Origin of the sequence: Curtobacterium sp. SGAir0471 (genome assembly GCF_005490985.1) — a bacterium.
GTDB lineage: Bacteria > Actinomycetota > Actinomycetes > Actinomycetales > Microbacteriaceae > Curtobacterium.
This window is the reverse complement of record NZ_CP027869.1, coordinates 467954-493781: the sequence shown is the minus strand read 5'-3', so window position 1 is coordinate 493781 and position 25828 is coordinate 467954. Positions and strand designations below refer to the sequence as shown.

General features: G+C 73.9%; 22 protein-coding genes. 7 read left to right on the top strand and 15 right to left on the bottom strand.

Annotated elements, in window-relative coordinates:
* Position 1: 1 nt before the first annotated feature.
* Positions 2–907 carry an endonuclease domain-containing protein gene (locus C1N91_RS02390; RefSeq protein WP_175415877.1) on the bottom strand — a complete coding sequence of 302 codons (906 nt, stop codon included), beginning with the start codon at positions 905–907 and terminating at the stop codon, positions 2–4.
* Positions 908–1163: 256 nt separating this feature from the next.
* Here C1N91_RS02390 and C1N91_RS02385 point away from each other — a divergent pair, with 256 nt between their 5' ends.
* Entirely contained in the window at positions 1164–2183 is a 1020-nt protein-coding gene (locus C1N91_RS02385) for a LacI family DNA-binding transcriptional regulator (protein ID WP_137766445.1), read from the top strand.
* Between the two features lie 25 nt (positions 2184–2208).
* Here the strand turns inward: C1N91_RS02385 and C1N91_RS02380 are convergent, their stop codons facing one another.
* The 4 genes from C1N91_RS02380 to C1N91_RS02365 are packed head-to-tail and all read right to left on the bottom strand — an operon-like array spanning position 2209 to position 5195.
* Positions 2209–2850, bottom strand: a complete 642-nt coding sequence (locus C1N91_RS02380; RefSeq protein ID WP_137766444.1) for a TrmH family RNA methyltransferase — start codon at positions 2848–2850, stop codon at positions 2209–2211.
* Positions 2847–3539, bottom strand: a complete 693-nt coding sequence (locus tag C1N91_RS02375) for a hypothetical protein (protein ID WP_137766443.1) — start codon at positions 3537–3539, stop codon at positions 2847–2849. Before C1N91_RS02375 ends, C1N91_RS02380 begins: the two co-directional genes overlap by 4 nt.
* Before the next feature lie 49 nt (positions 3540–3588).
* A complete protein-coding gene (locus C1N91_RS02370; RefSeq protein ID WP_137766442.1) occupies positions 3589–4455 on the bottom strand; it encodes a DUF3592 domain-containing protein in 867 nt (288 codons plus the stop codon).
* The gene (locus C1N91_RS02365; RefSeq protein ID WP_175415876.1) at positions 4452–5195 is read right to left on the bottom strand and encodes a TetR/AcrR family transcriptional regulator; all 744 of its coding nucleotides are present in this window, start codon (positions 5193–5195) and stop codon (positions 4452–4454) included. Before C1N91_RS02365 ends, C1N91_RS02370 begins: the two co-directional genes overlap by 4 nt.
* A 139-nt stretch (positions 5196–5334) precedes the next feature.
* On the opposite strand from C1N91_RS02365, the gene C1N91_RS02360 reads away from it, so the two are divergent.
* Entirely contained in the window at positions 5335–6132 is a 798-nt protein-coding gene (locus C1N91_RS02360; RefSeq protein WP_137766440.1) for an HAD-IIA family hydrolase, read from the top strand.
* Between the two features lie 75 nt (positions 6133–6207).
* Here the strand turns inward: C1N91_RS02360 and C1N91_RS02355 are convergent, their stop codons facing one another.
* The 5 genes from C1N91_RS02355 to C1N91_RS02335 form a co-directional block, all read right to left on the bottom strand.
* Positions 6208–7695 (bottom strand): phytoene desaturase family protein, encoded by a 1488-nt coding sequence (locus C1N91_RS02355; RefSeq protein ID WP_137766439.1) that lies wholly within the window; start codon positions 7693–7695, stop codon positions 6208–6210.
* The gene (locus C1N91_RS02350; protein WP_137766438.1) at positions 7692–8588 is read right to left on the bottom strand and encodes a UbiA family prenyltransferase; all 897 of its coding nucleotides are present in this window, start codon (positions 8586–8588) and stop codon (positions 7692–7694) included. Before C1N91_RS02350 ends, C1N91_RS02355 begins: the two co-directional genes overlap by 4 nt.
* 200 nt (positions 8589–8788) lie before the next feature.
* Positions 8789–9661, bottom strand: coding sequence for a L,D-transpeptidase (locus C1N91_RS02345; protein ID WP_254678309.1), 873 nt, complete (start codon positions 9659–9661; stop codon positions 8789–8791).
* A gap of 246 nt (positions 9662–9907) precedes the next feature.
* On the bottom strand, positions 9908–11710 hold the full coding sequence (locus tag C1N91_RS02340) for a phosphatase PAP2 family protein (RefSeq protein ID WP_137766437.1): 1803 nt from the start codon (positions 11708–11710) through the stop codon (positions 9908–9910).
* 321 nt (positions 11711–12031) lie between these two features.
* On the bottom strand, positions 12032–12937 hold the full coding sequence (locus C1N91_RS02335) for a CPBP family intramembrane glutamic endopeptidase (RefSeq protein WP_175415875.1): 906 nt from the start codon (positions 12935–12937) through the stop codon (positions 12032–12034).
* Here C1N91_RS02335 and C1N91_RS02330 point away from each other — a divergent pair.
* Positions 12936–13625: a metal-dependent transcriptional regulator gene (locus C1N91_RS02330; RefSeq protein ID WP_137766435.1), complete on the top strand. Its 690-nt coding sequence runs from the start codon at positions 12936–12938 to the stop codon at positions 13623–13625. The two genes, C1N91_RS02335 and C1N91_RS02330, sit on opposite strands and share 2 nt — an antisense overlap.
* 363 nt (positions 13626–13988) lie before the next feature.
* On the opposite strand, the gene C1N91_RS02325 is transcribed toward C1N91_RS02330, so the two are convergent.
* The gene (locus C1N91_RS02325) at positions 13989–15275 is read right to left on the bottom strand and encodes a sodium:proton exchanger (protein WP_254678308.1); all 1287 of its coding nucleotides are present in this window, start codon (positions 15273–15275) and stop codon (positions 13989–13991) included.
* A 348-nt stretch (positions 15276–15623) separates the two neighbouring features.
* On the bottom strand, positions 15624–16268 hold the full coding sequence (locus C1N91_RS02320; protein WP_137766434.1) for a HEAT repeat domain-containing protein: 645 nt from the start codon (positions 16266–16268) through the stop codon (positions 15624–15626).
* Positions 16269–16358: 90 nt separating this feature from the next.
* Between C1N91_RS02320 and C1N91_RS02315 the strand changes: the two genes are divergently transcribed.
* Positions 16359–17312 (top strand): aldo/keto reductase, encoded by a 954-nt coding sequence (locus C1N91_RS02315; RefSeq protein ID WP_137766433.1) that lies wholly within the window; start codon positions 16359–16361, stop codon positions 17310–17312.
* Positions 17313–17333: 21 nt separating this feature from the next.
* Here C1N91_RS02315 and C1N91_RS02310 read toward each other — a convergent pair whose 3' ends face one another.
* Together C1N91_RS02310 and pyrE are read right to left on the bottom strand one after the other, a co-directional pair.
* Positions 17334–19787 carry a hypothetical protein gene (locus C1N91_RS02310; RefSeq protein ID WP_137766432.1) on the bottom strand — a complete coding sequence of 818 codons (2454 nt, stop codon included), beginning with the start codon at positions 19785–19787 and terminating at the stop codon, positions 17334–17336.
* A complete protein-coding gene (gene pyrE, locus C1N91_RS02305) occupies positions 19784–20335 on the bottom strand; it encodes an orotate phosphoribosyltransferase (protein WP_058729844.1) in 552 nt (183 codons plus the stop codon). Before pyrE ends, C1N91_RS02310 begins: the two co-directional genes overlap by 4 nt.
* A 76-nt stretch (positions 20336–20411) precedes the next feature.
* Between pyrE and C1N91_RS02300 the strand changes: the two genes are divergently transcribed.
* The 3 genes from C1N91_RS02300 to C1N91_RS02290 all read left to right on the top strand — a co-directional run bounded on the left by C1N91_RS02300 (position 20412) and on the right by C1N91_RS02290 (position 24772).
* Positions 20412–22100 carry a hypothetical protein gene (locus tag C1N91_RS02300; protein WP_137766431.1) on the top strand — a complete coding sequence of 563 codons (1689 nt, stop codon included), beginning with the start codon at positions 20412–20414 and terminating at the stop codon, positions 22098–22100.
* 211 nt (positions 22101–22311) lie between these two features.
* Positions 22312–23658: a M23 family metallopeptidase gene (locus tag C1N91_RS17090; RefSeq protein WP_137766430.1), complete on the top strand. Its 1347-nt coding sequence runs from the start codon at positions 22312–22314 to the stop codon at positions 23656–23658.
* Between the two features lie 277 nt (positions 23659–23935).
* Positions 23936–24772, top strand: a complete 837-nt coding sequence (locus tag C1N91_RS02290) for an exodeoxyribonuclease III (protein WP_137766429.1) — start codon at positions 23936–23938, stop codon at positions 24770–24772.
* A 128-nt stretch (positions 24773–24900) separates the two neighbouring features.
* Here C1N91_RS02290 and C1N91_RS02285 read toward each other — a convergent pair whose 3' ends face one another.
* Positions 24901–25824: an AEC family transporter gene (locus C1N91_RS02285; protein WP_137766428.1), complete on the bottom strand. Its 924-nt coding sequence runs from the start codon at positions 25822–25824 to the stop codon at positions 24901–24903.
* Between the last annotated feature and the right edge of the window lie 4 nt (positions 25825–25828).

Sequence of the window (25828 nt, the reverse complement as noted above, 5' to 3'; positions counted from 1 at the left end):
GCTACGCCCGGCGTCGTAGCAACCCTGCCAGCTCCTCGAGCGCTGCCGCCCGGTGCGTCGTCACGTCACTCCGGCTCCATCGCAGTACCGCCCAGCCGAGACGCGCGAAGGCGCGGTAGCGCCGCAGGTCGGACTCCCACTGCGCTGGGTCCGTGCGGTGGTGGTCTCCCTCGTACTCGATGACGATGCGCTCGCGTCGGTAGGCGAAGTCCGCGCGACCGACGAACCGACCCGCTTCGTCGCGGATCTCGACCTGCAGCTCGGGCTCGGCGATGCCGGCGCGGACGATGCCCAACCGCGCCCGCGTCTCCTGGGGAGATCCGCTCCCCCTGCGGACCAGTCCGAGCGCCGCCCGGAGTCTGCGCGCGCCAGGGCAGCGCCCCCGGACTGCCAGCGCGGCCGCGAGTTCCTCGACGGTCGTCGCACACGCTCGGCTCGACAGCACCGCATCGCCCAGGACGACGAGGTCGTCGAGGTCGAGCAGTGCCCCGCACTCCACCCAGGCGGCGGCCGGCGCGCTCGTCCGCATCCCCCAGCGTGTCAGGACCATGGCTGCGCCCTCCGTGGTCCGGTGCCCGACCACGCCCTCGCGGCGCATCTGAGCGGACGGTCGGATGCTCGTCACGTGGACCGGGTCGTCGCCGGGGCGATCGCGTGGCAGGGGCAGGCCCCAGAGGACCGCCGCGGAGAGGTGACTGATGAACTGCCCCGGCCCGAGCACGGGTCGGAAGGCCCTGATGCGATCGACACCGGTCGGCGGACGCTGCTGATGCCAGCGGATCGAGCGCGTGGGGCGGACCAGGTCGGACCGGCGGAGCCGCTCGCGGTGCACCACGCCTTCACGATCTGCGGCGTGAACGTCGAAGCTCCGAGCGGACAGGCTCTTCGGCAGTGGTCGTGGGCGCATGGTCCAAGGGTCCGTGCGTCGCAACCGTCGAGCCGAGCTGCACACCGATCCTGTGGGCAGCAGGACGCTCGAGCTCCCCTGTGCAGGACTCGCACCGCCAGTAATGGAGCAGGAAACGTCGAGTGGTGCCGTTCTGCTCGACGTTGTCTGCTCCATCGACGAACGCGCCGCCCGCCCGGTGCCCCGCCATGTCCTGACAACCGCGAGCGGCGGGGCGGCTACGATCGAGGGACACCACTACCGGTCGAGGGAGATCATGGGAGACGGCAGGTCCGCCACCGCAGACGGCAAACCGGCGACCATCTACGACGTCGCGGCACGCGCAGGGGTCTCGAAGTCCCTCGTCTCGCTCGTGCTCCAGCGCTCCCCCAAGGTCAGCGACCAGCGCCGCGAGGCCGTCCTCCGCGCCATCCAGGAACTCGACTACCGGCCGAGCACCGCCGCCGTCTCGCTCGCCGGCACCCGCAGCCGCACGATCGGCGTCGTGCTCGACGACTTCCGCAACCAGTGGTTCGTCGACCTGCTCACCGGCCTGCGCGAGGCCCTGCAGGACCAGGGACACCGGCTCGTCGTCGCCGACCGCTTCCTCAACACCGGACTCGACGCGTCACCGGTCGAGGGCTTCCTGTCGATGCGCGTCGAGGGCATCGTCATCGCCGGCGAGCCCGACACCGACCTCGCGATCCCGGCGAGCATGCCGGTCGTGGTCGCCGGCGGCCGCGCGGTCCTCCCCCGCGCGGACACCGTCGCGAACGACGACCGCGCCGGAGGCCGGATGGCGGCCGAGCACCTGCTCGCCCTCGGGCACACGCGCATCGGCTTCGTCGGCGGACGCTCGGCAGCGTCCGCCGAGCGGCTCACCGGCCTGGAGGCACGGGTCACCACCGCCCCGGCGCCCGCCTCGCTCGTCACCCACGTCATGCCCGTGGAACCCACCGAGGAGGCCGGCGCCGAGGCGGTCGGGCACCTGCTCGACGCCCACCCCGACGTGACGGCGGTGTTCGCGGCGAACGACGTGATGGCGCTCGGCGCGATGTCCGGGCTCGCCGCCCGGGGGCTGCGGGTCCCCGAGGACGTGTCGGTGATGGGCTACGACGACACCCCGCTCGCGGCGTCGTCCTACGTCGGGCTGACGAGCATCGACGACCGCAGCGTGGAGATCGGCCGCGGCGCCGGGGAGCGCCTGCTCGCCCGCATCGCCGATCCGGACGCCCCCGCACAGGAGACCCTGGTCGAACCCCGCCTCGTCGCCCGCCGCACGACCGCCGCCCACTGACGCACGCCGCCGATCGACGAGCGCGTCAGTCGGTGGGCAGCTCCGCGTGCTGGACGACCCAGGCGTGCATGACGATCGCCGCCGCGGCCGAGGCGTTGATGCTCCGCGTCGAGCCGAACTGCGTGATCTCGAGGTGGGCGTCGGCGCCGGCCACTGCCTCGTCGGTGAGCCCCGGCCCCTCCTGCCCGAACAGGAACACGCAGCGCTCCGGGATCGCCGCGGTCTCGATGCGCTCGGCGCCCGGGGTGTTGTCGATCGCGACGACCGGCCTGGCCTCGTCGTGCATCGCGGCCAGGAACGCGGCGACGTCGGGGTGGTACCGCACGTGCTGGTAGCGGTCGGTGACCATCGCCCCGCGCTTGTTCCACCGACGCCGCCCGATGATGTGCACGGTGCCGGCGAGGAACGCGTTCGCGCTCCGCACGATCGACCCGATGTTCAGGTCGTGCTGCCAGTTCTCGATCGCGACGTCGAAGGTGTGCCGACGGGTGTCGAGCTCGGCGACGATCGCGTCCATCGACCAGTACCGGAAGCGGTCGACGACGTTCCGGGTGTCCCCCGTCGCGAGCAGTTCCGGGTCGAGCCGCGGGTCGTCCGGCCACGGCTCGGGGTGCGGCCCGACGCCGTTGGTGGTGGCCTCGTGCGTCGGTTCGGGCTGTGCGGTCACGGTGCCCAGGGTAGGGCCGCCCCGTCGAACGGTGCCGACGAGGTCGGGTCGGCGGCCGCGAGCAGGACCACCGCTGCCACCACGGCGACGAGCAGCAGCGCCGCCCGGACCCAGCGTGCACGGAGCACCGAGGCGACGAGCAGGAGTGCCCCGACCCCCGCGACCGAGACGAGCACGCCTGCGGCCGTCACCTGTGCCACGTCGTGTGCGGACGGGTCGCCGAGGAACGCCCGCACGAGCGTCACGACGATGCCGATCGCGATCGCGGGCCCGGCGAGCAGGGACGACACGACCAGCGCCCCCTTCTCGAACCCGTCGGCGAGCGGACCCAGTCGGTGCCGGCGCTGCTCGGCGCGCGGCGGGAGCAGTGCGTCGAGCTCCGGCGGCAGGACCGGCAGCGCGAGGTACGACCGGAGCTCCGCCGCCGACCGTGCACGGGCCGCGGCGCGGCGGAGCAGCCGCCGTTCCCGGTCGTCGAGGAGCGCTGGTTCGGCGGCGCCCCACCGCGCGGCCTGGTCCGGGTGGCCGGCGACACGGTAGGTCTGCACGAGGGCCCGACGCCAGGCGGGCTCGGAGGGGTCCTGTCGGGCCATCGTCGTCAGCGACTCCCAGGCGGCGCGACGGTCACCGGTGGCGAACACGGCGAGCGCCCGCGCGACCCGCGCGTCGACACCCGTCCGTCCCGTCACAGGACCAGCGTAGGGTGCCGGCCCCGTGCCTCCAGGCCGGCGACCGGCGTCAGGTCGTGCCGGGGCGCAGGAAGTCCTCGGGCTCGTCGCCCCTGCCGGTCGTCGTGAAGATGCGCTTCCGGTCGCCGGGGCGGTCCGGGTCGTAGAGCACCGTCACCGTCTCACCGAGCACTGGTGCCGTGCCGTGCGTGAAGCCCTCGGTGCGTTCGACCCAGCGCCGGACGCCGTGCAGGTCCACGAACGAGAAGGTCCACCGCAGCAGGGTCCGGGACGCGTCGGGCGTGGTGCCGCCGCTGACTGCGGTGACCTCACCCGTGGTGCGACGGCCGTCGGCCAGCACCTCCGTGAGCCGGGCGCGGCGAGCACCGCGGCCGATCCGGGTCGTGCCGCCGGCGACGAGCGCGAGGACCGTCACGACGGTGGACAGGCCGGGGAGCCACCACTCGGACGCGTACCAGATCCACGTCGCGGCGCGCCAGGTCTCGTCGTGACCGAACGTCGGGTCGACGGCCACGCCGATGCGGTCGGGCGTCGGCCACTGCGTGGTGGTCGCCCACCAGGTGCATGCGGTGGCGCCGACGAGCCAGAGCGGCAGCGGTCCCGGTCCGACCAGGTCGGTGGTCCGTCCGGACCAGCGGTGGTTCCACCTCGTCTGGAGGCCGACGGCGACCAGGGTGGCGACGACGGCCACGGGAGCCGCCCACAGGTGAGGGTCCGGCTCGGGGCTGTCGGAGAAGACGCTGTTCACCATCGCCGTCCGGACCCGCAGGACGAACCCGGAGAGCGCGAGTCCGCCGACGGCGCCCGCGGCGACGACGAGGACGGCGCCGACGACGGTCATCGTCAGGGCGGTGGTCGATCCGCGGTACCGGGCCTCGCGCTCGCGGCGGGCCTGCTGCGGGTCGACCGTGCTCACGGCGTGGTGGTGCCGTGCGCGGCGACGTCTCCGCCGCGGGTGCCGTGCGCGGCGACGCGGGCCTCGATGCCGGCGGTGATGATCTCGAGGCCGAGCGTGAAGCGGTCGTCGTAGGAGTGCTCGCCGAGGATCTCGCCGACGACCCGGTGCCGCTCCGGTCGGCCCGCGTCGGAGTCGCCGCGGCCGACCTGCACGCCGGCGTGCCCGACGACGAAGTCGTAGACGACGAAGAACGCGTACATGGCCTCGCGCTCCGGCAGTCCTGCCTGCTGCAGGGCGCCGACGACCTTCGCCACGACGGCGTCCGACTCGGTGGAGGCGAGCGGGGCACGCTGGCTGTGGGACTCGAGCACCAGGGGGTGGGTGCGCATGAGGTCGCGGAAGGTGCAGGCGAAGACGTGCACGACGGAGCGCCAGTCGTCCGGCCAGACGAAGGTCGCGGTGAACTCGTCGACGGTGCGGCGGACGAGCTCGGCGTGCAGGTCGTCGAGGCCGCCGATCGTCCGGTGCACGGTCATCGGAGCGACGCCGAGTCGGGCGCCGAGTGCGCGGAAGGACAGGCGGTCGAGGCCCTCCTCGTTCGCGATGGCGGTGGCGGCGTCGACCACCTGCTCGCGGCTCAGGACGTTCGGGCGTCCGCGGCGCCGCCGGGGTGCGGCTTCGGGGGCACCGGTCTCGGCGGCACCGGTCTCGGCGGTGGTTCGCGGCTGGGCGGTCGGGTTGCCGGGGTCGACGAGCACGGGGAGGCCTCCTTGATCCGGTACGTGTCCCGAAAATCGTAGCCCAAAGCCGAACTCCGCTCGGTGTCCGGTCGGCCAGTTCTCCACAGCCGGGTGACCACGCAGGTCCGGCGCGCGGGGGTCCCAGTACGCTGAGGCCATGGCGACCCGCGACGAAGTCGAGTGCTGGCTGACCGACATGGACGGCGTGCTCGTCCACGAGAACCAGGCACTGCCGGGGGCTCCGGAGCTCATCCAGCAGTGGTTGGACGAGGGGACCGAGTTCCTCGTCCTGACGAACAACTCGATCTTCACGCCCCGTGACCTCAGCGCCCGGCTGCGGTGGTCGGGGCTCGAGGTGCCCGAGGAACGCATCTGGACGTCGGCCCTCGCCACGGCGGACTTCTGCCGCTCGCAGATGCCCGGCGGCTCGGCGTTCGTGATCGGTGAGGCCGGCATGACGACGGCGCTGCACGAGGCCGGGTTCATCATGACGGAGACCGCGCCGGACTACGTCGTCGTCGGTGAGACCCGCAACTACTCGTTCGAGGCGATCACGAAGGCGGTCCGGCTCATCCGTGACGGTGCACGGTTCATCGTGACGAACCCGGACGCGACCGGGCCGTCGGCAGAGGGGGTCCTGCCGGCGACCGGGGCGATCGCCGCGATGATCGAGAAGGCCACCGGCAAGCAGCCGTACGTCGTCGGCAAGCCGAACCCGATGATGTTCCGCTCGGCGATGAACCGGATCGGGGCGCACTCCGAGAACACCGGCATGATCGGCGACCGGATGGACACCGACGTGCAGGCCGGCATCGAGGCCGGGCTCCACACCGTCCTCGTGATGACCGGCATCAGCGACCAGGCGGAGATCGACCGCTACCCGTTCCGCCCGAGCGAGGTCATCGCGGGCGTGCACGAGCTCGTCCGCGCCGAGCCGATCGAGGTCGAGATGTAGCGGAGCGCCCGGGCCGGAACCGCGCGGAGCGTCCAGGCCGGGGCCTCGCGCGGAGCGCCCGGACCGGCAGTGCGCTCAGGCCGGGTTCGACCGGAGCAGTCGCTGCGTGGCGATCATCGCCCCGCCCAGGACCGCCGGGATCCCACCGCCGGGGTGCACCGACGCGCCGACCCGCCAGAGCCAGGGCCGCCACCGGTCGTTGTAGGTCGGCCGGTGGAACGGGCCGCTCTGCCACGGCGGTCGCGCGGTCCCGTAGAGCGCCCCGTGTGGTTCACCGCCGGTGCCGTAGTAGGCGGGGTCGAGGACCACGTGGTCCTCGACCAGGTCCGTGACCGGCCGGTCGAGGCCGAGCGCCGCCGAGACCCGGTCGACCTCGCGCCGCACGAAGGGGTGATCGACCGTGTAGTGCGCGCCGTCCGCGGGTGCAGTGAGCAGCACCCCCACGGTGCCGTGCGGATTCGGGGAGAGCTCGCCGGCGCGGTAGTGGTTGACGAACACCATGGTGTCCGCCGGCTCGTCGCCCGCCTCGAGGCTCCGGTGCAGTGCGTCCGGCTTCGTCGGCAGCACGACGCTGTGCGTCGCCAGGCCTGCCGGCAGTTCCTCGCGCAGCACGCCGTACAGCGCGACGGCGCTGCAGGACAGGGCGCGGGACCGAGAGCGCGAGCGGGAGCGGGAGCGGGACAGCGTTCCGGAGACTGGCGCGGCCAGTGACCGGGGCAGCGACGGCACCGGTGACGGACCGGTCAGCGCGGCCAGCCGGTCGGCGTCGAGGGCGCTGACGACCAGATCCGCAACGCGGCGTCCGCCCTCGGTGGTGACGCCGCCGCGGTCGATGTGGGTGGCGGCCTCGCCGGTGCGGACGTCGACGCCAGCCGCCTCGGCCAGTCGCTGCAGGGCGAGCACGACCTCGTACACGCCGCCCTCCGGCACCCAGGCACCGGTCTCCGCCATGATCGCGGGCATGCTCGCGTAGAGCGCCGGGGTGCGCGCCGGGGACACCCCCGCGTTCAGGGTGTGGATCGCGATGACCTCGCGCAGCCCGTCCGGTAGCCAGGGCAGCCCGTCGAGGTACGCGCGCGTGGTGAGCCGCGAGCCGTAGACCGACAGCAGTCGTCGGACGGCCGGCAGGGCAGCCCGGTCGAGCGGGTCGGCGAGCAGCAGCCGGGTGACGTCGTCGGCGAGCGGCGCGTGCAGGTCGGCGAACCGTCGCCAGGCCGGGTACCAGGGGTGGTCGGGGGCGACCGGCAGCGCGGTCTCCTCGCCCCGGTGGAAGTACCGCCCCACCTCGGGCATCCGCACCAGGTCGAGGTGCCCGTCCTCGAGCGGACGACCGGTGCCGCCCGGGCCGTCCCCGAGCCGCCGCAGCAGCTCGTCCCAGACCGCGGGGAAGGTGACGAGCGACGGCCCGGTGTCGATCCGGTCCTCGCCGAGCTGGATGCGACGGCTCTTGCCGCCGAGCCGGTCCGATGCCTCGAGCAGGGTCACCCGGTGCCCCGCGGTGGCGAGCAGAGCGGCGGCGGCGAGACCACCGATGCCACCCCCGACGACGACGATGCGGCTCACCGGCCACCTCCGAGGACGATGGACACCAGGAGCAGCACCCCGGCGAAGGACCCCGCGATGTACGGGAAGGCGACGGACAGCGGGTACAGGCGGTGTCCGGTCTCCGGTGTCGGGTCGCGCAGCAGGCGCACGACGAGGACACCGGCGATGAGCACGTTGACGGCGGCGACCGGCAGGCTGACCAGGGCGAACAGCACCGTCGAGACGATCCACCACGCCCCGCTCCACAGGGCGGTGCCCCGGGGCCCGAGCCGGACCGCGGTCGTGGTGATGCCCGCGTCGCGGTCCTCGACGATGTCCTGGACGGCGTCGAAGGCGTGCTTGGCGACGCTCCAGGCCATCAGGCCGACCGCGGCCGCCCACACCGGCTCGTCGCCGAGCGCGAACGGCACGATGACCAGCGGCAACGCGTAGGCGGCGTTGCTCAGTGAGTCGAGCCACGGCCGGGCCTTGAACCGCAGCGGCGGCGCCGAGTAGCCGACGAAGACCACGGCGTAGAGCAGGATCGCGGCGGTCGCGACCGGCGGCAGCGTGACCAGGAAGGCGACGAGGAACGGCACGTTGGTCACCGCCACGGCCCAGAGGATGAGCCGGACCTCGGACTGCCGGATCCGTGCGCCCTCGATGGAGCCCTTGCGCGGGTTCGTCGCGTCGGTGTCCTGGTCGAAGACGTCGTTCACGCCGTAGATGAGCAGGTTGAACGGCAGCGTCAACCAGATCAGGACCGGCAGCGCCCGGAGGTCGAACAGCGCGCCGGTGAGCCAGACGGCGACGATCCCCGAGCCGATCGTGTTGATCCACAGGACCGGCCGCGAGATGTGGACCAGTCGGCGCACGGTCGCACCGGCCCCGGACAGCACGGTGCGGGGCAGCGGTCCGGTCCCGTCGGTCACCGGCCCGAGCGTACCCGGCGCCCCCGACCGGCGGCCCGCGGTGCGCACCAGGACGCGGCGCACGGCTCAAGGCTCACGGCTCACAGCTCACGGCTCGAGTGGTCCGCGAAAGCGACAGAACGCGCGCAACCGTTCGCGGCGGCCTGTCGCTCTCGCGGAAGAATCGAGGCACACCGGCGCCGGCGCGGCCGGCGCGGCCGCTACTCCACCGTCACGAGCGTCCCGAGCGGCAGCGCGTCGATCGCGGCGACCCCGTCTGCGGACAGCCGGACGCACCCGTGCGACACCGCCCCCGAGGCCGCCGCGTTCCAGTGCAGCCCGATGAGCCCGCCGTCCGACCCGCCGTACGGCTCGTCGTCCGCGCTCGAGTGCAGCGAGGTCAGCTGGATCGGGTGGTCGCCCGTCCCCTGCGAGGGGTCGACGTACCGCTGCTCCAGGTAGCCCGTCACCCCGGTCGGCGTCGGGGTGTCCGGCGTGCCGACCCCGGCGGGGAAGCTCCGGGACACCTGTCCGGTCGACGACACGATCGACACGGTCTGGTCCGCCGTCGAGATCACCACGTGCGAGGTCGGTGTCGCCTGCTGCTCGAGCGACGCCGCGGGCACCCACGCGGCGGTCTGCGCGGCGGCGTGCCCGCCTGCCGTCGAGGGCAGCGCCTGCCGCGCCGGCGTGAGGACGAGCTCCCACGCCCCCTCGTGCCGCAGACCGACCACCGTGGTCGGCTGGCCGAGGAAGTCCGTGGCCGCGAAGCGCGCGACGGGGTGCTGCCGGTCGGTCCCGAACAGCGGGGCGTCGGCGCGGAGTCGGAAGACCTCGGCGGACGACACGGTCCGCTCGACGGGCAGCAGGCCGCTCACCACCGCCGAGTAGCGGGCCTCGGGCAGTGCGGCGAGCGCCGCTGCGTCGACGGTGGGCACGGACGGTGCCGCGCTCGCGGTCGCCGTGGATCGGTGGGACGGCGCCGAGAGGGCCTCGCCGCCGGTGGCGCCGGTCAGCGCGGGCACCGCGATCGCGGCGGCGGCGACCACGACGGCGGCGACGCCGAGGGTGGTCCAGGTCTTGCGGTGCGGCACGGGGATCTCCGGTGGTGCGAGGGGAAGCGGGACGGCGGACGGGAGGAGCGGGGCGAGCCGACCACGCACCTCCCGTCCGGCGGATGCGGACGGGAGGAGCGGGTCGGGCCGGCCACGTGCCTCCCGTCCGGCGGATGCGGACGGGAGGAGCGGGGTGAGCCGACCACGTGCCTCCCGTCCGGCGGATGCGGACGGGAGGAGCGGGTCGGGCCGGCCACGTGCCTCCCGTCCGGCGGTGGGCGGGTGTCAGCCGCTGACGACCGGCAGGTGCACGCCGGCGGGGACCGTGCCGGTGGTGCCGGCGCTGCCGGTCCCCGTACCCGTCCCACCGGTCGAGCCACCCGCGCTCGGCGCCGCGGTCACGGTGATCGCGAGCGGCGTCACGAGCACCGAGTCGCCGGACGCGTCGACCAGGTCGAGCGTGTGCGCGCCCACCGTGGTGTCCGCGGGGATCGTCACCGAGCCCGTCGCGGTGCCGTCGGCGTCGACCGTGAGCGTGCCGACCTCGACCGGGTCGGACCGCAGGACGACCTGCAGGGTGGAGCCGGCGGGGAGCTCGGTGCCGGCGAGGGCGATCATCTTGCCGGCCTGCACGGAGGTGCCCTCGGGGGCGGTCAGCACGCCGGAGACGACGCGCGCCTCGCCACCGGTCGAGACGACCGTCGCGGTGCCGTCCGCGCCCACGGCGACGGTCGCGCTCGTCGCGGCCGCCAGGTCGAGACGCTCCCACGAGCCGTTCGCGGTGCCGGACTGGTCGAGCGGGAAGCCCGAGGCGATCTCGGTCTGCGCGAGCACCTGCGTGCGCTGCGCGTCGGTCAGGGTCGGGAAGGTCGAGAGCAGCAGGTTCGACGCACCGGTCGGGACCGACGGGGCGAGACCCGCGGTGCCGGTCTTCGCGAAGCCGTAGGTCATGCGCTCGCGGTAGACCTGCACGGCCGAGGCACGGTCGGTGACGACCTGCGCGGTGCCGCCGGGCATCGCCTGGCCGCCGTAGGGGTCGTCGGTGTACGGCTTCTCCGCGGCGATGCACTCCGCCAGCGTCCCGCCGCACTGGGCCTCGAGGTACTTCGTCAGCTCGGCACGGGCCGGCTCGAGGACCTCGGTGCGGTACTGCGTGTCGGACCAGCGGGCGGCCAGGGCGGCCTCGCCGTCGATGCGTCCGCCCATGATGTCGAGCGGGTAGTGCACGCCGAGGACGATGCGGTCGTTGCCGGCCTCGGACGTGCGGGCGAGGATCTCCGGCGCGAGCTCGGGCACGAGCGTGGCGAGGGTGATGCCCGCCTGGTACGCCGTGGTGGTGTGCCCGGAGGGGTACGAGCCGCCGGTGCAGATGCCCTTCTGGCCGTAGCCGGCGTCGAGCACGACGTCGTTCGGCGAGAACTCGTGCGTGGTGTCGGTCGTGGCCGGCACGCGCGTGATCGTGAGGTTGCCCTTCGCGTCCGCCCATGCCTTGCCGGTGCGGTTCGCGGCGAGGGACGAGGCGTTCACGGTCGCCGGGTTGCAGCTCGCGGTGTCGTCGCCGGCGGGCAGCGTCGCCTGGGGGTCCGACGGCAGGTAGGGCCGCGGGTAGCTGTAGTGCGCCTTCGCGTCACCGGTGCCGACGTAGGCGCCGCTGGTGCCGTTCGAGGAGTTGATGAGGGCGTTCACGAGCGGGAGGTCGCCGTTGTTGCGTCCCTGCACGAACAACTTGCTCAGCACGTCGCCGAGGCCCTGCGACACCGTGAACGACTGGTCGTAGGCGGTGTTCGACGCGTTGTTGTACTCGGCGTCCTGCAGGGCCGTGAACTGCTGCGCCTTCGTGGCGTGCTGGTTGATCCACGACGTCAGCTGGTCGTTCGTCGCCAGGGTCGCCGGGTCGTTCACCGTGCCGTGCAGGTCGTTCTTCCCGCTGGAGGTCCAGTACTGGTCGTAGCCGTTCAGCAGCGACACGAGGTCGGGCTTGGTGGAGTCGCTCGGGTACGTCGCGGCCTGGGCGGCGAGCGGCGACCCGACGACGAGTGCGGTCGCGACGGCGGCGACGGTCACTCCGCGGAGGGCGGATCTGCGCATGTGGTGGTGGTCGCCCGCGGGCGACGCCCCTTCCTGTTGTACCGGTGTGGAAACAGGGTGAACCTAGGGACGGGTGGTTGCCGGACGGCGAACGATCCCCCACCCGGGGGTGAACCGGGCCCGAGGCTGTGCGCATTCGCAGCGCCGGGCGGGTGGTCGGGTGCGATCACGCTCTCCCGCTGAGTCCGCCGCGCTGGGTCCCGCGTTGAGTCCTCCGCGCTGAGTCCTCTGCGAAAGCGACAGGATGCGCGCAACCGTTCGCGGCGTCCTGTCGCTCCCGCGGGATGATCCGCTCGGCCGCCGCCCCGCAGGCGGTGCGCGTCAGACGGCGGACGGGAGGCGCGGCTCGTCCACCTGCACCGCGAGCGCCCCCATGGGCGGTACCGTCCGCCACCGGCGCCCGAGGCGACGGCCCCGGTCGTCCCGCCACGCGACCACGCCGCCGGCGGCCAGCCCGAGGGCGAGCACCGCGAAGGCGAACAGCCCGATGACCCCGGCGGGCACCATCCGCACCAGGTCCCCGGTCGGCACGGTCGCCGACACCGCGATCGACCCGAAGTCCCAGAACGCGTGCAGCAGCACGGGCGCGAGCAGGTTCCCGGTCAGCCGCCGCGCCAGGTACAGCGTCGAGCCGAACGACGCCGCGAACACGACCTGCACGACGGTCACGCCGACCCCGGCGCCCGCGAGGACGTTGAGGAAGTGCAGCAGCCCGAACAGCACGCAGGACCCGATCCACACACCGAACTCGGGCAGCCGCCGCCGGAGCCCGACGAGCAGGACGCCTCGGGTGAGCAGCTCCTCGAACACCCCGACGAGGAGCACCCCGACCGCGAGCAGCACGAAGTACCCGACCGGCTGCGCGTCCCACTCGACGAGCGGCAGCCGGGCGAGGCAGACCACGGCGATCAGGGCGGGCGCGGTGAGGGTCCAGCGGAGCGTGGTCCGTCGACGGTCGACGGTCGCGATCGGCCACCAGCCCAGGGCGGTGACGTAGGCGCAGAGCACGAGCACCGCGATGCCCTCGGGCAGCACGAGCGCCCGCACGACGCTCTCGACCGTCTGCCCGAGCGTGCCGTAGTCGTCGCTCGGCCGCGAGCGCCAGGCGCTGACGGCCGCGAAGGCGACGAGCGGCGCGAGACCGAGCAGGAGCGACGCGGGCACCGGCCAGCGGCGACGCCGGACGGGTGCCGTCGTGGTCGCCCGTCGTCCGTACCATTGACGCATGCGCCTGCCCTCCCTCTCCACCATGGCAGAGGACTACGTGAAGCTCGTGTGGAAGGCCGGCGAGCGAGGCGGTGAGGGGCTCGCGACGCGGGACATCGCGGCGGCGCTCGGGGTCTCGGCCTCGACGGTGTCGGGCAACCTCCGGAAGCTCGACCGCGACGGCCTCATCGAGCACACGCCCTACTACGGGGTCGTGCTCACCCCGCTCGGGCAGCAGGTCGCCGTGGCGATGGTCCGACGGCACCGGCTCATCGAGACCTACCTGGTGCAACGGCTCGGCTACTCGTGGGACGAGGTCCACACCGAGGCCGAGGCCCTCGAGCACGCGGTGTCGGAGACGTTCCTCGACCGGGTGGACGCCGACCTGGGGCACCCGACGCACGACCCGCACGGCGACCCGATCCCCGCGGCGGACGGCACCGTGCCGTCGTCCCCGGGGACGCTGCTCGGGTCGATCGAGCCCGGCGCGTGCGGGATCGTCGACCGGGTGTCCGACGACGACCCGGCCCTGCTCCGGTACTTCGACGAGCTCGGGGTCGCACTCGGGACGCACCTGCGGGTCGAGCGCGTGCGGGACTACGCGGGCGTGATCGCGGTCGCGCGCCGGTCCCCCGACGGCGAGGAGTCCCTCGTCGACCTCCCCGCCGCCGCCGCCTCGGCCATCTGGCTCGCCCCCCACGCCGACTGACGGCCGCCTGCGGCGCCCGCCGGCGGTCGCCCACGCAGCCCGCCGGCGGTCGCGCCAGCGCTGTTCTGGTCGCACGACATGCCGCTCACCTCCGCCGCCGACGGCACGTCGTGCGACCGGAACCGGCGAGCCGGTAGCGCCGACGGCGCACCCACCGGACGGGAGGCCCGGTGCGAGCCCGCCCCGCGCCTCCAGACCCGACGACCTGGTCGCAGGACGTGCCGCTCACCTCCGCCGCCGACGGCACGTCGTGCGACCGGAACGCCCGCCGACGGCACGTCGTGCGACCGGAAGCGGCGAGCCGGTGGCCCGGCCGTGCGGCGCAGGCCGCCCCGACGCCGCCCCGTCGCCGCCCCGCGGCCGCTACGCGCCGGCCACCACCGCCCGCCGGAACGGCGCGCGCAGGGTCGGCACGATGTCCCTCCGGTTGATCCAGAGCACCACGAGCGCAGCGACCACGTGCACCCCGCTCAACACCCACCGCCCGCTGGTGTCCGTCACCACGAACTGCACCGCGAACAGCGCCACGAGGGCGATCGCCGACCACCGGTGGAAGCGCAGCGCGATGATGATGGCCACGCCGAGCACGGTCTGCGAGGCGGTGAGGACGAACTCCTCGACCTGCCGGCCGTCGAGCGGCAGTCCGCCCGAGGTCCCGCCACCGAGCACGTGCGCGATCGGCAGCGAGCCCACGAGCAGCGACCACTGGTTGACCTTCGACGCGATGAGCGTCCCGATCGCCGCGCCGCCCATGCCCCGCAGCGCGAAGAGCGCGGCGACGATGAACTCGGGCGCCTCGGTGGCGAGCGGCGCGAGCCACTGCACCAGGAAGTAGCTGTCGATGCCGAGGGCACTGCCCGATGCGACGAGGGCCTCGGCGAACGGCTCCGCGGACGACAGGATGACGGCGGCGGCCACGACGAACAGGGCCACGATCGTCCACCGGCGCGCACGCTGCGGCATCGACGCGATGTTCCCCGCCATGCCGACCATCTCCTCGTCGTCGCCGTCGTCCGGCGCCTGCGAGGCACGCCACAGGTACGCCACGAACGCGGCGAGCAGCACGAAACCGAACCACAGCGGGATCGAGCCCATCAGCGGGATGAGGAACGCGACGACCGCCAGCAGCGCCAGGAACCCGATGTCGAGCCGCGAGGACTGCTCGAGCTGCAGCACCCTCGTGGCCGACCTCGGCAGGGTCCCGGCACGGACGTACCGGCGGGCGACGAGCAGCGAGATCACCACGACGAGCGGCCAGCCGAACCCGAGCAGCAGCCGGTTCGACCCGGTCATGTTGGCGGCGGCGAACTGCTCGTACGACGGGTCGTACCCGGAGCGGAACGCGTAGTACAGGTCGACCGCGTACTCGGGCAGCACGGCGATGAGGGCGAGGATCGCGATCGCGAGCGCGCCGGAGATGTCCTTCTGGGCGGCCTCGGCGGCCCAGGCGAGCAGGAACGAGGCGGCGACGACCGCGCCGCCGAAGACGAGCAGGTCGACGACGGGGTTCGGGGCGAAGCCCGTCAGTCGGAAGACCACGGCGGGCAGGGCGATCACGACGCAGATCGCGATGCGCCCCCAGGCGCTGCGGCCCATGCGGGCGGTCGGTGCGCCGGACTCTGCGGCGCGGACGGATGCGGTGTCGATCACGGGGTGGTCCCTTGGTCGGGCCGCACCGATCGCGCAGGGGTGGGGAGCGCTTCGGCACGGCAGAACGGCCGAAGGTCTCGCTCGCCCGCCGGGTCGGACCGGCAGGTGGTGCACCGGGCCGATCGTCGTGATGGCCAGTGTGTCGATGCACGCGCTGGGAGCTACTCCCCTTCGACACCCACCTTGGCGCGCTCCGATCGGCGTGCGCAAGCGGATCGGTCCTGTTCGTCGACCCGAATCCGGGTCTTCCGCGGCCCGCCCCGGAACGGCGGGACCGGCGCGGACCGACCACGTGACGGACGGGAGGCTCGTGGCGGCGCGGCCACGGGCCTCCCGTCCGTCACCCGGTCACCCCGAGGCGCGCTTGCCGCGTCCGAGCGCCATCTCGCGTCGTGCGCGCTCGAGCGCGAGGGCCGACCCGGCGTCGGGATCGGCGAGCAGGCGCTCGGTCTCGGCGACGTGCTCGCGGACGGCCTCGCCACGGCGGTCCGCGACGTCCGCCAGGACGGGGGCGACGACGTCCTCGCCGAGCGTGACGAGCGCCCGGCTCAGCGCGAGTCGGGTCTCCCGGTCGCCCTGGCCGAGCTCGCGGGCGAGTCGACGAGCGAGGGCGGGTCCCTCGTCGGCCGGAGCGAGCAGGACGGCCGCGCGCCAGGCCGTCCGACGGACGCCGGGGTCGTCGTCGCCGAGCCGCTCGGCGACCTCGGGGTACACGGACCCGTCACGGATCTTCGACAGCGTGTGGAGCGCCTGCGACCGTGCCCGCGCCTCGGGGCGGTGCAGCTCGTCGAGCAGCCGGGGCACGACGGTCTCCGCGGGCAGCCGGACCAGTGCCCAGGTCAGGGCCTCGCGCACCTGCAGGTCGGGCTCGACGGCGCAGCGTTCGACGAGCACCTCGAGGTCCTCCACCCGCGCCTCGGTGCCGGCGGCCATCACGGCCCGGAGGCGGACGGACGAACGGGGGTCGGTGAGGTCGTCGGCGAGGGTGGTCATGCCCTCATGCAACACCGGGAACCCGCTGGTCACGTGGACGGAGCTGGGGCATAGCGTGGACGCGACCCGTACCGAACCGGAAGGAATCCCATGCCCCGCATCGGAACCAGTGACCTGCACGTGTTCCCCCTCGCCCTCGGCGGCAACGTCTTCGGCTGGACCGCCGACGAGCAGACCTCGCACCGGGTGCTCGACGCGTACACCTCGGCCGGCGGCGACTTCGTCGACACGGCGGACGTCTACTCGGCATGGGCTCCGGGCAACGAGGGCGGCGAGTCCGAGCGGGTCATCGGCTCGTGGCTCCGCGCGTCCGGGAAGCGCGACGACGTCGTGATCGCGACGAAGGTCTCGCAGCACCCGCAGTACAAGGGGCTGTCGGCATCGAACGTCGCTGCGGCCGCGCGTGCGAGCCTCGAGCGCCTCGGGACCGACCGGATCGACCTGTACTACGCGCACTTCGACGACCAGGACACCCCGCTCGATGAGACCGTGCGCGCGTTCGACCAGCTCGTGCAGGAGGGCCTCGTCCGGTACACCGCGATCTCGAACTACTCCCGGTCGCGTGCCGAGGAGTGGATCCGCATCGCGAAGGAGAACGGGCTGGCGCTGCCGGTCGCGATCCAGCCGCACTACAACCTGGTCACCCGTGAGCCCTACGAGTCGGAGATCGCCCCGCTCGCGGCGTCCGAGGGGCTGGGGGTCGTCCCCTACTTCGCGCTGGCCGCCGGGTTCCTGACCGGCAAGTACCGGACGAAGGACGACTTCGCCGGCAAGGACCGTGAGGGGCAGGTGTCTGGCTACTTCTCCGACGAGGGCCTGGCGGTCGTCGACGCCCTCGACACGATCGCGCAGGCGCACGAAACGGAGATCGCCTCGGTCGCGCTGGCGTGGCTGCAGGCCCAGCCGGACGTCGTCGCGCCGATCGCGAGCGCGCGGAACACCGAGCAGCTGCCGGCGCTGCTGGCGTCCGCGGACCTGGAGCTCAGCGCCGAGGAGCTCCGCTCCCTGGACGACGCGTCCGCGAAGGTCCCCGCCGCGTCCTGACCACTCGTCGCCCCGGGCGGGTCAGTCGCCGTCCGGGGCGAGCGAGCCCGTCAGCGGCTGGCCGGAGGACCGCGTCGCGAAGCACGAGATGAAGGTGTTGCCGCGGTCCCAGGTCTCCTGGTCCGGCGCGTACGACCCCTGCACCTGCACGTCGCCGTACGTCGCCGCCGCCGACGTGTCGATCGCCTGCGAGGTCTGGCACACCTGGGACGCCTGCGCCGCGAGGTCCTCCGGCCCGGGCCACGCCCCCGCCTCGACCTGGATCCGGGCGGTCAGCTGTGCCGCGTGCGCGGTCGAGCACGCGACCACGGTGTAGGTCTGGGCCCACGCGTCGGTGTAGGGCGACAGGCACTCGCCACCCGCGAGCTCGGTCCACGCGTGCTCACCCGGTGCTGCCTGGGTCGTCGCGAACTGCAGGGGCTGGGCGGGAGCCGCCGCGGCTTCGGTGGACTGCTCCGCCGAGGGCTCGGCGGACGGGGCACTCGACGGGGCAGCGGACGTCGCCGTGGCGGCGGGAGCGCTCTCCTCGCTGATCGAGTTCCCGAGGATCCAGCGGGTGAGTCCGAAGACCGCCACGAGCAGCACCACGATGAGCACCACGGCGCCGACGACGAGCAGCTGTTTGCCGCGCTTGCCCTCGCCGGCGAGGCGGCCGAAGCCCTCGTTGATGAAGTTGTCCCGGCCGCCGCGGTCACCGGCGGACCGAGCACCCGCGGGCGCAGCCCCGGTCGGCACGGCACGACCCGGGGTCCGGGCAGCAGCGGCGGCACCGGCGGGGGCCGCGACCGCGGGCAACATGCGCGTGCCCGAGTCCTCGGGGTCGTAGCCGGTGTCGCCGAGCTGCCCGACGGCCTCGGTGCCGAACAGGTCCTTGATGGCGCTCGTGTCGCTCGTCTCGCGGCCGTCCCACTCGGCCTGGTCGAGGTCGTCCGGAGCCGCGGCAGGCAGGCGCTCGACCGGCCGGTCGTCGCGGTCGTCGTCTCGGTCGTCGCTGCCGTCACCGCGCCGGTCGTGGCGCTGGTCGTCGGCGGCCCGATCGTCGGCGGCGCCGGTCAGCCCGCGGAGGTCCTGGCCGACCGAGGGTGGCAGGTGCGCCGGGTAGGCCGCAGCGGTGTCCGACGAAGCCGGTTCGACCAGCGGCGGGGCTGCCGTCGGCGGCACGGTGGCGTCGGGTTCCGCCCACCAGGGGGTGGCGGTCGCGGCGATCGGCGTCGGCAGGCCCGGACCGGCGTCGCCCTGCTCGTCGTGTCGGACGTCGTCGCGCGCGGTGGGCAGCGCCGTCGTGCGGGCGGCGTCATCGTCGTCGCGACCGTCGACGTCGTCGTCGCGCCGCTCGTCCGCCACGGTCGGCAGCGCAGTCGTCCGGGCGACGTCGACGTCATCGTCTTCTTCTGAGGCCTCGATCGCAGCCGCACCACCAGCGGGAGCGGGGGCCGTACCCGGAGCCGGCACCGGCTCGGACGTGGGCACCGGCGCCGCGAGCAGTCCGCTCGGCAGGCCGCCGGCCGGCGTGTCGACCTCGCCCGACACGACGTCGTCGTCCGCCTCGTCCGCGAGCGACCACGACCCGGCGCCGAACGCCGTCGTGTCGAAGCGGTCGGTGGTCAGCGTCGTCGGCACCTCACCGGTCTCGTCGTCCCGGATCGCCCAGTCGAACGGGCGCTCGGTGGACCCGGTCGATGCGGAGTCCTCCGCTCCCTGCAGGCGCAGCAGCTCGGTGAAGCTCGGTGGCTCGTTCGTCGGCGCGGCCGGGGTCGGCGGCAGGACGTTCCCCACGCCGAGGGGCTGCGCGACGGGCCCGGTCGGGGTCGGCACGGGAGCCGGAGGCTGCGAGCCGGTGGCGCGGCCGAGCCAGTCGACGTCGCTGCGTCCCTGCCCGAACGGGTCCGCGCGCCGACGTTCCTCGTCGACGGCCCGGTTCCCGGCGGCGCGCTCGTCACGGTGCTGCACCGCTGACGGCAGCGAGATCGCCGACGGGTGCGCGACCGTGCTCGCCGGTGGCACCGGCGCCGCCGGCGGGATCCGCTCGCCCAGCGTCGCGCGTTCGTGCTCGACCGTCGCCTGCGGGTTCTCCGACGGCTCGCGGAGCTCGTCGTCCATCCGGATCGCCTGCGTCGCTCCGGCGTCCTCGTCCGGCTCGGGCCGGGCCGCATCCACCGGCTGCGACAGGGCGCCGGTCGCCGGCTCGGGCCGGCCCGCGTCCACCGGCTGCGCCAGGGCGCCGGTCGTCGGCTCGAACGGCTCGGGCAGCGGTGCGCCGGTCTCGCGCGCGGCCCGCTCGGCCTCGCGCCGTTCGCGGCGCGACGGCCACTCGTCGGCCGCACGCGGCGCACCGAAGATGTCAGCGGCACTGCGGAGACCGCGGAACGGAGCGTCCGTGGCGGGCGCGCGACGGGCCTCCCGGTCGTCCGCCCCGTCTGCCGGGCCGGACGTACCGTCGGGGTCGCGCGCGTCGTCCGGACGCCCCTCGGTCACGCGCTCAGCCCCAGGTCGGCCAGCCCGATCGCCGCGAAGTAGGGGTACCCGGCGGCCTCGATGCGCTCCTTCGCGCCGGTGTCACGGTCGACGACGACGGCCACGGCGGCGATGATCGCACCCTCGCGCTCGAGCGCCTCGGCGGCCTTGAGCGGCGAACCGCCCGTGGTGGAGGTGTCCTCGAGCACGACGACGCGCTTGCCGCGGACGTCTGGTCCCTCGACCTGACGGCCCCGGCCGTGGTCCTTGGGCTCCTTGCGCACGACGAACGCGTCGTAGGCGAGCCCACGCGCCGCGGCCTGGTGCAGCACGGCGCTGGCGATCGGGTCGGCGCCCATCGTGAGGCCTCCCACAGCGTCGACGTCGGGCACCTGCTGCAGCAGGTCCGTCATGACCTGCCCGATCAGCGGAGCGACCCGGTGGTCGAGGCTCACCTTGCGCAGGTCGATGTAGTACGACGCCTGCTTGCCGCTGGTGAGCGTGAAGTCGCCGTGGAACACCGCGTCTGCGGAGATGTGCTGGATCAGCTGGTCGCGCGTGTCGGTCACAGCCCACAAGGGTAGTCGCTCGGCCCCGGAACGCCATCGCCAGGCGGCGTCACGGCTCGCTCGGTACGCTCCGCTCATGTCCCCCGTCGCGCCCGGCCCCTCCGGCCGCGCCGCGGCACCGGAGCCGGTCGCGATCGCCTCCCCCGGTCCGCCGTCGCGCCGCCGGTGGGCAGCCGTCGGCCGGGAGGCACTGGGCGCCGCCGTCGCGCTCGCCCTGTCCGTCATCGCCCTCGGCCACGTCATGGCGACCGACCGCGTCGCCCTGCTCTGGTACGACGGCGACTCCGTCCTGCTGCCGCTCGTCGAGCGCTCGCTCCGTCTCGGGCAGCCGTTCGAGTGGGCGATGTCGCCGGCACTGTTCTTCTTCCCGGAGCTGCCCGTCTACCTGCTCTGCTCCCTCGTCACGGCGACGCCGCAGCAGGCCCTGGCGCTCAACGGCGTGCTCGTCCTGCTCGCCGTGTACGCGCTGGTGCGGGCGGCGGCGAACGAGCTCATGCCCGCCGCACGCCGGTCGGCACGGATCACGGTGTCCGTGCTGGCGCTCGGGTTCGTGACCGCGATCGTGCTGACGGAGTACACCGCGACGGCGACGTCGCTGGAGCTCGGTTCCCTGCTGCTGACGACGACCTACTACTACGGCGCACTGCTCGCGATGCTCGGGACGGCGGTCCTCGTGCTCCGTGCGGTGCGGACCGGGCGGGCCTCGGTGACCGTGCTCCTCGTCACGGGGCTCGTCGCGGCGTGCACCACGGCATCGAACCCGCTGTACGTGCCGTGGTCGGCAGGGCCGGTCGTCGTGACCCTCGTGCTGCTCTCGGTCGCCCGCCGCGTCCCCTGGCGACCGACGGCGTGGATGTCGGGCGTGCTCGTCGCGGGGTCGGTCGTCGGGTACCTGCTCCGGATCCCGCTCGCGCCGTTCGTGTCGCTCGACCCGTCGACGTACGTGCACCCGGAGCAGGCCGGTCGGACACTGGCGTTCTTCGCGGCCCTGACCGACGACCGCGCGGGGTCGGCCCGCGGCGACGCCGAGCTGCTGCTGCTCTTCGCCGGAGTGGTGCTCGCGGTCGGCGGCACGGTGTGGGCCTGGCGCGTCCGCACCGCCCGGACCGTGCTCGTCGCGACGGTGCTGCCGCTGGTGACGGTCGTGGCGGTGTCCGTCGGGGTGGTCGTCGCCGGGTCGCAGACGCCGCGGTACCTGGAGCCGATCGTGACCGCGCCCCTCCTGGCGCTCGTCGCCGTCGCGGAGCTCGTGCGCTCCGCCGTCCGCCGGACCCGGGTGCACCGACCGCGGCGCGGCGTGCAGCTCGCCGTGGCGGTCGCGGCAGCGGTCGTCCTGGCCGGGGGCGTGGCGGTGGCGCCGAGCACGGTCGGAGCGGTCGCGGCGGCCCGGTACGCGCCGTCGGCGTGCCTGGACCGCTGGGCGGACGGGCGGCAGGTCACCGGCGTCGGGCAGTTCTGGACGGTCCGGCCCCTCGCGGCGTACGCCTCGGACGACGTCGAGCTCCTGCAGGTCCGGGACGACTTCCAGACCTACCCGTGGCTCGTCGACCTCGGTGCCTACCGCGACGCGGAGCCGACCTTCGTGGTCATCGGCGCGAACGACGTGTGGACCACCGCGGTCGAGGACTCCCTGGGTGCCCCGGCGAGCATCACGCACTGCACGGGTTTCGACGTCTACGACTACGCGGGCACCGTCGGCGCGTCCGTCCTGCGGCGCGACGTCGTGGGCAGCGCGGACGCGATCCGCCGCGAGCGGGGCTTCTGAGGGGCGGTCGCGGTTCGCCGGAGTCCTGCGGTGCGGTCGCGGTTCGCCGGAGTCCTGCGGTGCGGTCGCGGTTCGCGCGATCCCGGCGGCGCGGCAGCGCTTCGCCGGCGTCCTGCGGTGCGGTCGCGGGGGACGCGATGCCGTCGGGAGTTCTCCACAGGCGGCGCGGCGGCGTGTCGCGTCGGCTGTACGGATGTATAGGCTCGACCCCGTGACTCGCTCCACCAGCCACCGCGTCCCGCGTCCCGCCCTCCGACTCCGCATCGCCGCCACCGGGCTGGCCCTTGCCGGCCTGCTCGCGACGGTGCTCGTCGACGCGCCGAGCGCGAGCGCCGCGAAGTACCCGTCGTGGGACGAGGTGCTCGCGGCTCGGGGCCAGGAGTCCGCGAAGCAGGAGCAGATCACCCAGATCCGCGGCATCATCGACGGGCTCTCGGACCAGGTCGCGGCTGCCGAGGCCGAGGCGAAGCGCCTCGGTGACGAGTTCTTCGCGGCACAGGGCAAGGCGCAGGACGCGGCGGAGACCGAGCAGAAGCTCCGCGCCGAGGCCGACGAGCACGCGCAGATCGCCGAGCAGAGCGCGTCGCAGGCAGGGCAGTTCGCAGCGCAGATGGCGCGACACGGCGGTGCGGACGTCACGGCGTCGGTGCTGGCCGAGGGCGAGGGCGCGCGCGACCTGCTGTACGACCTCGGTGCGCTGAGCAAGCTGTCCGAACAGGCCGAACGGGTCGAGGCCGCGGCGAGCGCCGACGCCTCGGTCGCCCGGTCGCTCACCGCGCAGGCCGACCGCGCATCGAAGGCGCTCGAGGAGCGCGCTGCCGAGGCCGAGCGGACGATGCAGGCCGCACAGGCCGCTGCCGACAAGGTCCAGGCCGCGTACGACGAGCAGCAGGAGAACAAGGCGCGGCTCGACGCCCAGCTCGCGACGCTGACCTCGGGCCGCGTCCGCACCGAGGCCGAGTTCGCCGAGGGTGAGAAGGTCCGCAAGGCGGAGGAGGAGAAGGCCCGGCAGGAGGCCGAGGCGGCACGGCAGCGCGAGCTCCAGCGCCAGGCCGCGGCCGCCGCAGCTGCGGGCAGCGGTGGTGGTGGCGGTGCGCCTGCTCCGGCAGCGGGCGGCGGCGGTGGCGGCGGGGTCGGTTCCGGCTCCGGCACCGGCTGGGTGCGCCCCGGCGGCGGTTACGTCATCAGCCCGTACGGGTACCGCGTGCACCCGATCACCGGTCGGGTCACGAAGCACGACGGCCTCGACCTGACGAGCGGCTGCTCGACGGCGATCGTCGCGGCCTCGGCGGGGACCGTCGACTACGTCGGCTGGTACGGCGGGTACGGCAACTACGTCCGGATCAACCACGGCGGCGGTGTCGCGACGGCGTACGGGCACATCGTGAACGGCGGCTTCCGCGTCACCAAGGGCCAGCGGGTCTCGGCCGGGCAGCTCATCGCCCTGGTCGGCTCGACGGGCAACTCGACCGGCTGCCACCTGCACTACGAGGTCCACATCAACGGCGCGACGACCGACCCGGCGCCGTTCATGGCGGCACGGGGCGTCCGCTTCTAGTCCGGAGCGCACGCGACAGCGGCGGGCGGCGGGCGGCGCACGCGACAGCGGCGGGCCGCAGGCGGCGCACGCGACAGCGGCGGGCCGCAGGCGGCGCACGTTCCGCGTCGCACAGCACCCTCGACATCGCACGGCGTTTCCGACATCGCACGCGTCGATCGACGCGTGCGATGTCGCATACTCGGCACGGCGGGGGGCTCGGCTCGGCTGGGCGCGGCGCCGGCGCCGGCGCCGGCGCGCGAGCAGCGTGCCAGCCGCCACCGGTAGGTTCGATCCCATGCGCGTGGCGACCTGGAACGTGAACTCCGTCCGCACCCGAGTGGGCCGGATCGTGGACTGGCTGGTGCGCGAGGACGTCGACGTCCTCGGCATGCAGGAGATCAAGTGCAAGCCCGAGCAGTTCCCGGTCGAGGCGTTCGAGGCGGCCGGCTACCAGGTCGAGGCGCACGGACTGAACCAGTGGAACGGCGTCGCCTTCGCCAGTCGCCTGCCGATGGAGGACGTCACCCGCGACTTCCCCGGCCAGCCCGGGTTCCTCAAGGGGCACGAGGGTCCGGACCTGCCGGTCGAGGCGCGCGCGATGGGCGTCACGGTCGACGGTGTCCGGCTCTGGAGCCTCTACGTCCCGAACGGCCGCGAGCTCGGCGATCCGCACTACACGTACAAGCTCGACTGGCTCGCGCAGCTGGCCGACCGCACGACCGAGTGGCTCGACGCCGAGCCGGACACCCCGCTCGCGCTGATGGGTGACTGGAACGTCGCACCGCTCGACCAGGACGTGTGGGACGTCCGGGTGTTCGAGGGGGCCACGCACGTCAGCGAGCCGGAGCGCGCGGCGTTCCGGGAGTTCGAGGCACGCGGACTGCAGGACGTCGTCCGCCCGCTGGTGCCCGAGGGCTACACGTACTGGGACTACAAGTCGCTCCGCTTCCCCCGCAACGAGGGCATGCGCATCGACTTCGTCCTCGGCTCGCAGGCGTTCGCGGACGTCACCGTCGGCGCGACGATCCACCGCGATGAGCGGAAGGGCGATGCCCCGAGCGACCACGTCCCCGTGTCGGTCGACCTCGACCTGGAGACCTCGCTCGACGACGACCGCCCGATGATCTTCTGACGCCGCCGCCCCGAGCGGGCACGACATGCCGCGCGTCGGTCATCGTCCGGGCGCGATCGGTCGCCCGGAGCCGTCGAGCGTGACAGATCTGGCCCACTCGGCACCCTGGCGGGGTCCGGCGGGTGGCGCTACGGGTGCAGGAGTGCGGCGATGACGACCAGGACCGGCACGGCGCCGATCGTCGAGACGAGCACGACGTCGCGCGCGACCGGGACGGCCGCCTGGTAGCGCTGCGCGTAGTTGAACACGTTCTGCGCCGCCGGCAGCGCCCCGAGGGTGGTGAGGACGAAGACGTCCTGGTCGTCGAGGCCGAAGACGAAGCGCGCGACGACGAACGCCACGGCCGGCATCACGAGCAGCTTCAGTGCCGACGCGACGAGCACGTCCGGCCGCGTGGCCCGGTCGCGCAGTGGTGTCGCCCCGTGCAGGCTCATGCCGAATGACAGCAGCACGACCGGCACCGCCGCGGCACCGACGAGCGAGAACGGTTCGAGCACGGGCGCCGGGATCTCGAGCCGCAGCGCGGAGCACACGAGCCCCGCGAGCGAGGCGATGATGATCGGGTTCCGGAAGGGCCCGGCGACGCGGGACCGCCATCCACCACCCCCGGCCGTCGCCGCGTCGAGCACCGTCAGCGCGAGCGGGGCGAGGACCACGAGCTGCAGCAGGATGACCGGCACGACCGCGGTGGCCTGGCCGAGGACGTAGACCGCGACCGGCAGGCCGATGTTGTTCGCGTTGACGTACCCGGACGCCAGCGCGCCGACCGTGGTCGTCGCGACCGACCGTCGGAGCACCAGGCGGAACAGCACGACGGCGACGAGTGCGACCGTGACGGCGCTGATGAGCGACACCCAGAGCATCGGGGACAGCAGCGTCTCGATGTGCGCCGTGGCGATGGTGTGGAAGAGCAGGCACGGCATGAGCACGAAGAACGCGAGCCGGCTCATCACGAACTGCGCGTGCGGGCCGAGCAGGCGCACGCGACCGACCACGTACCCGGCGGCGATGATCGCGCCGATGATCGCGAACCCGGTCAACACGCCACCCATCACG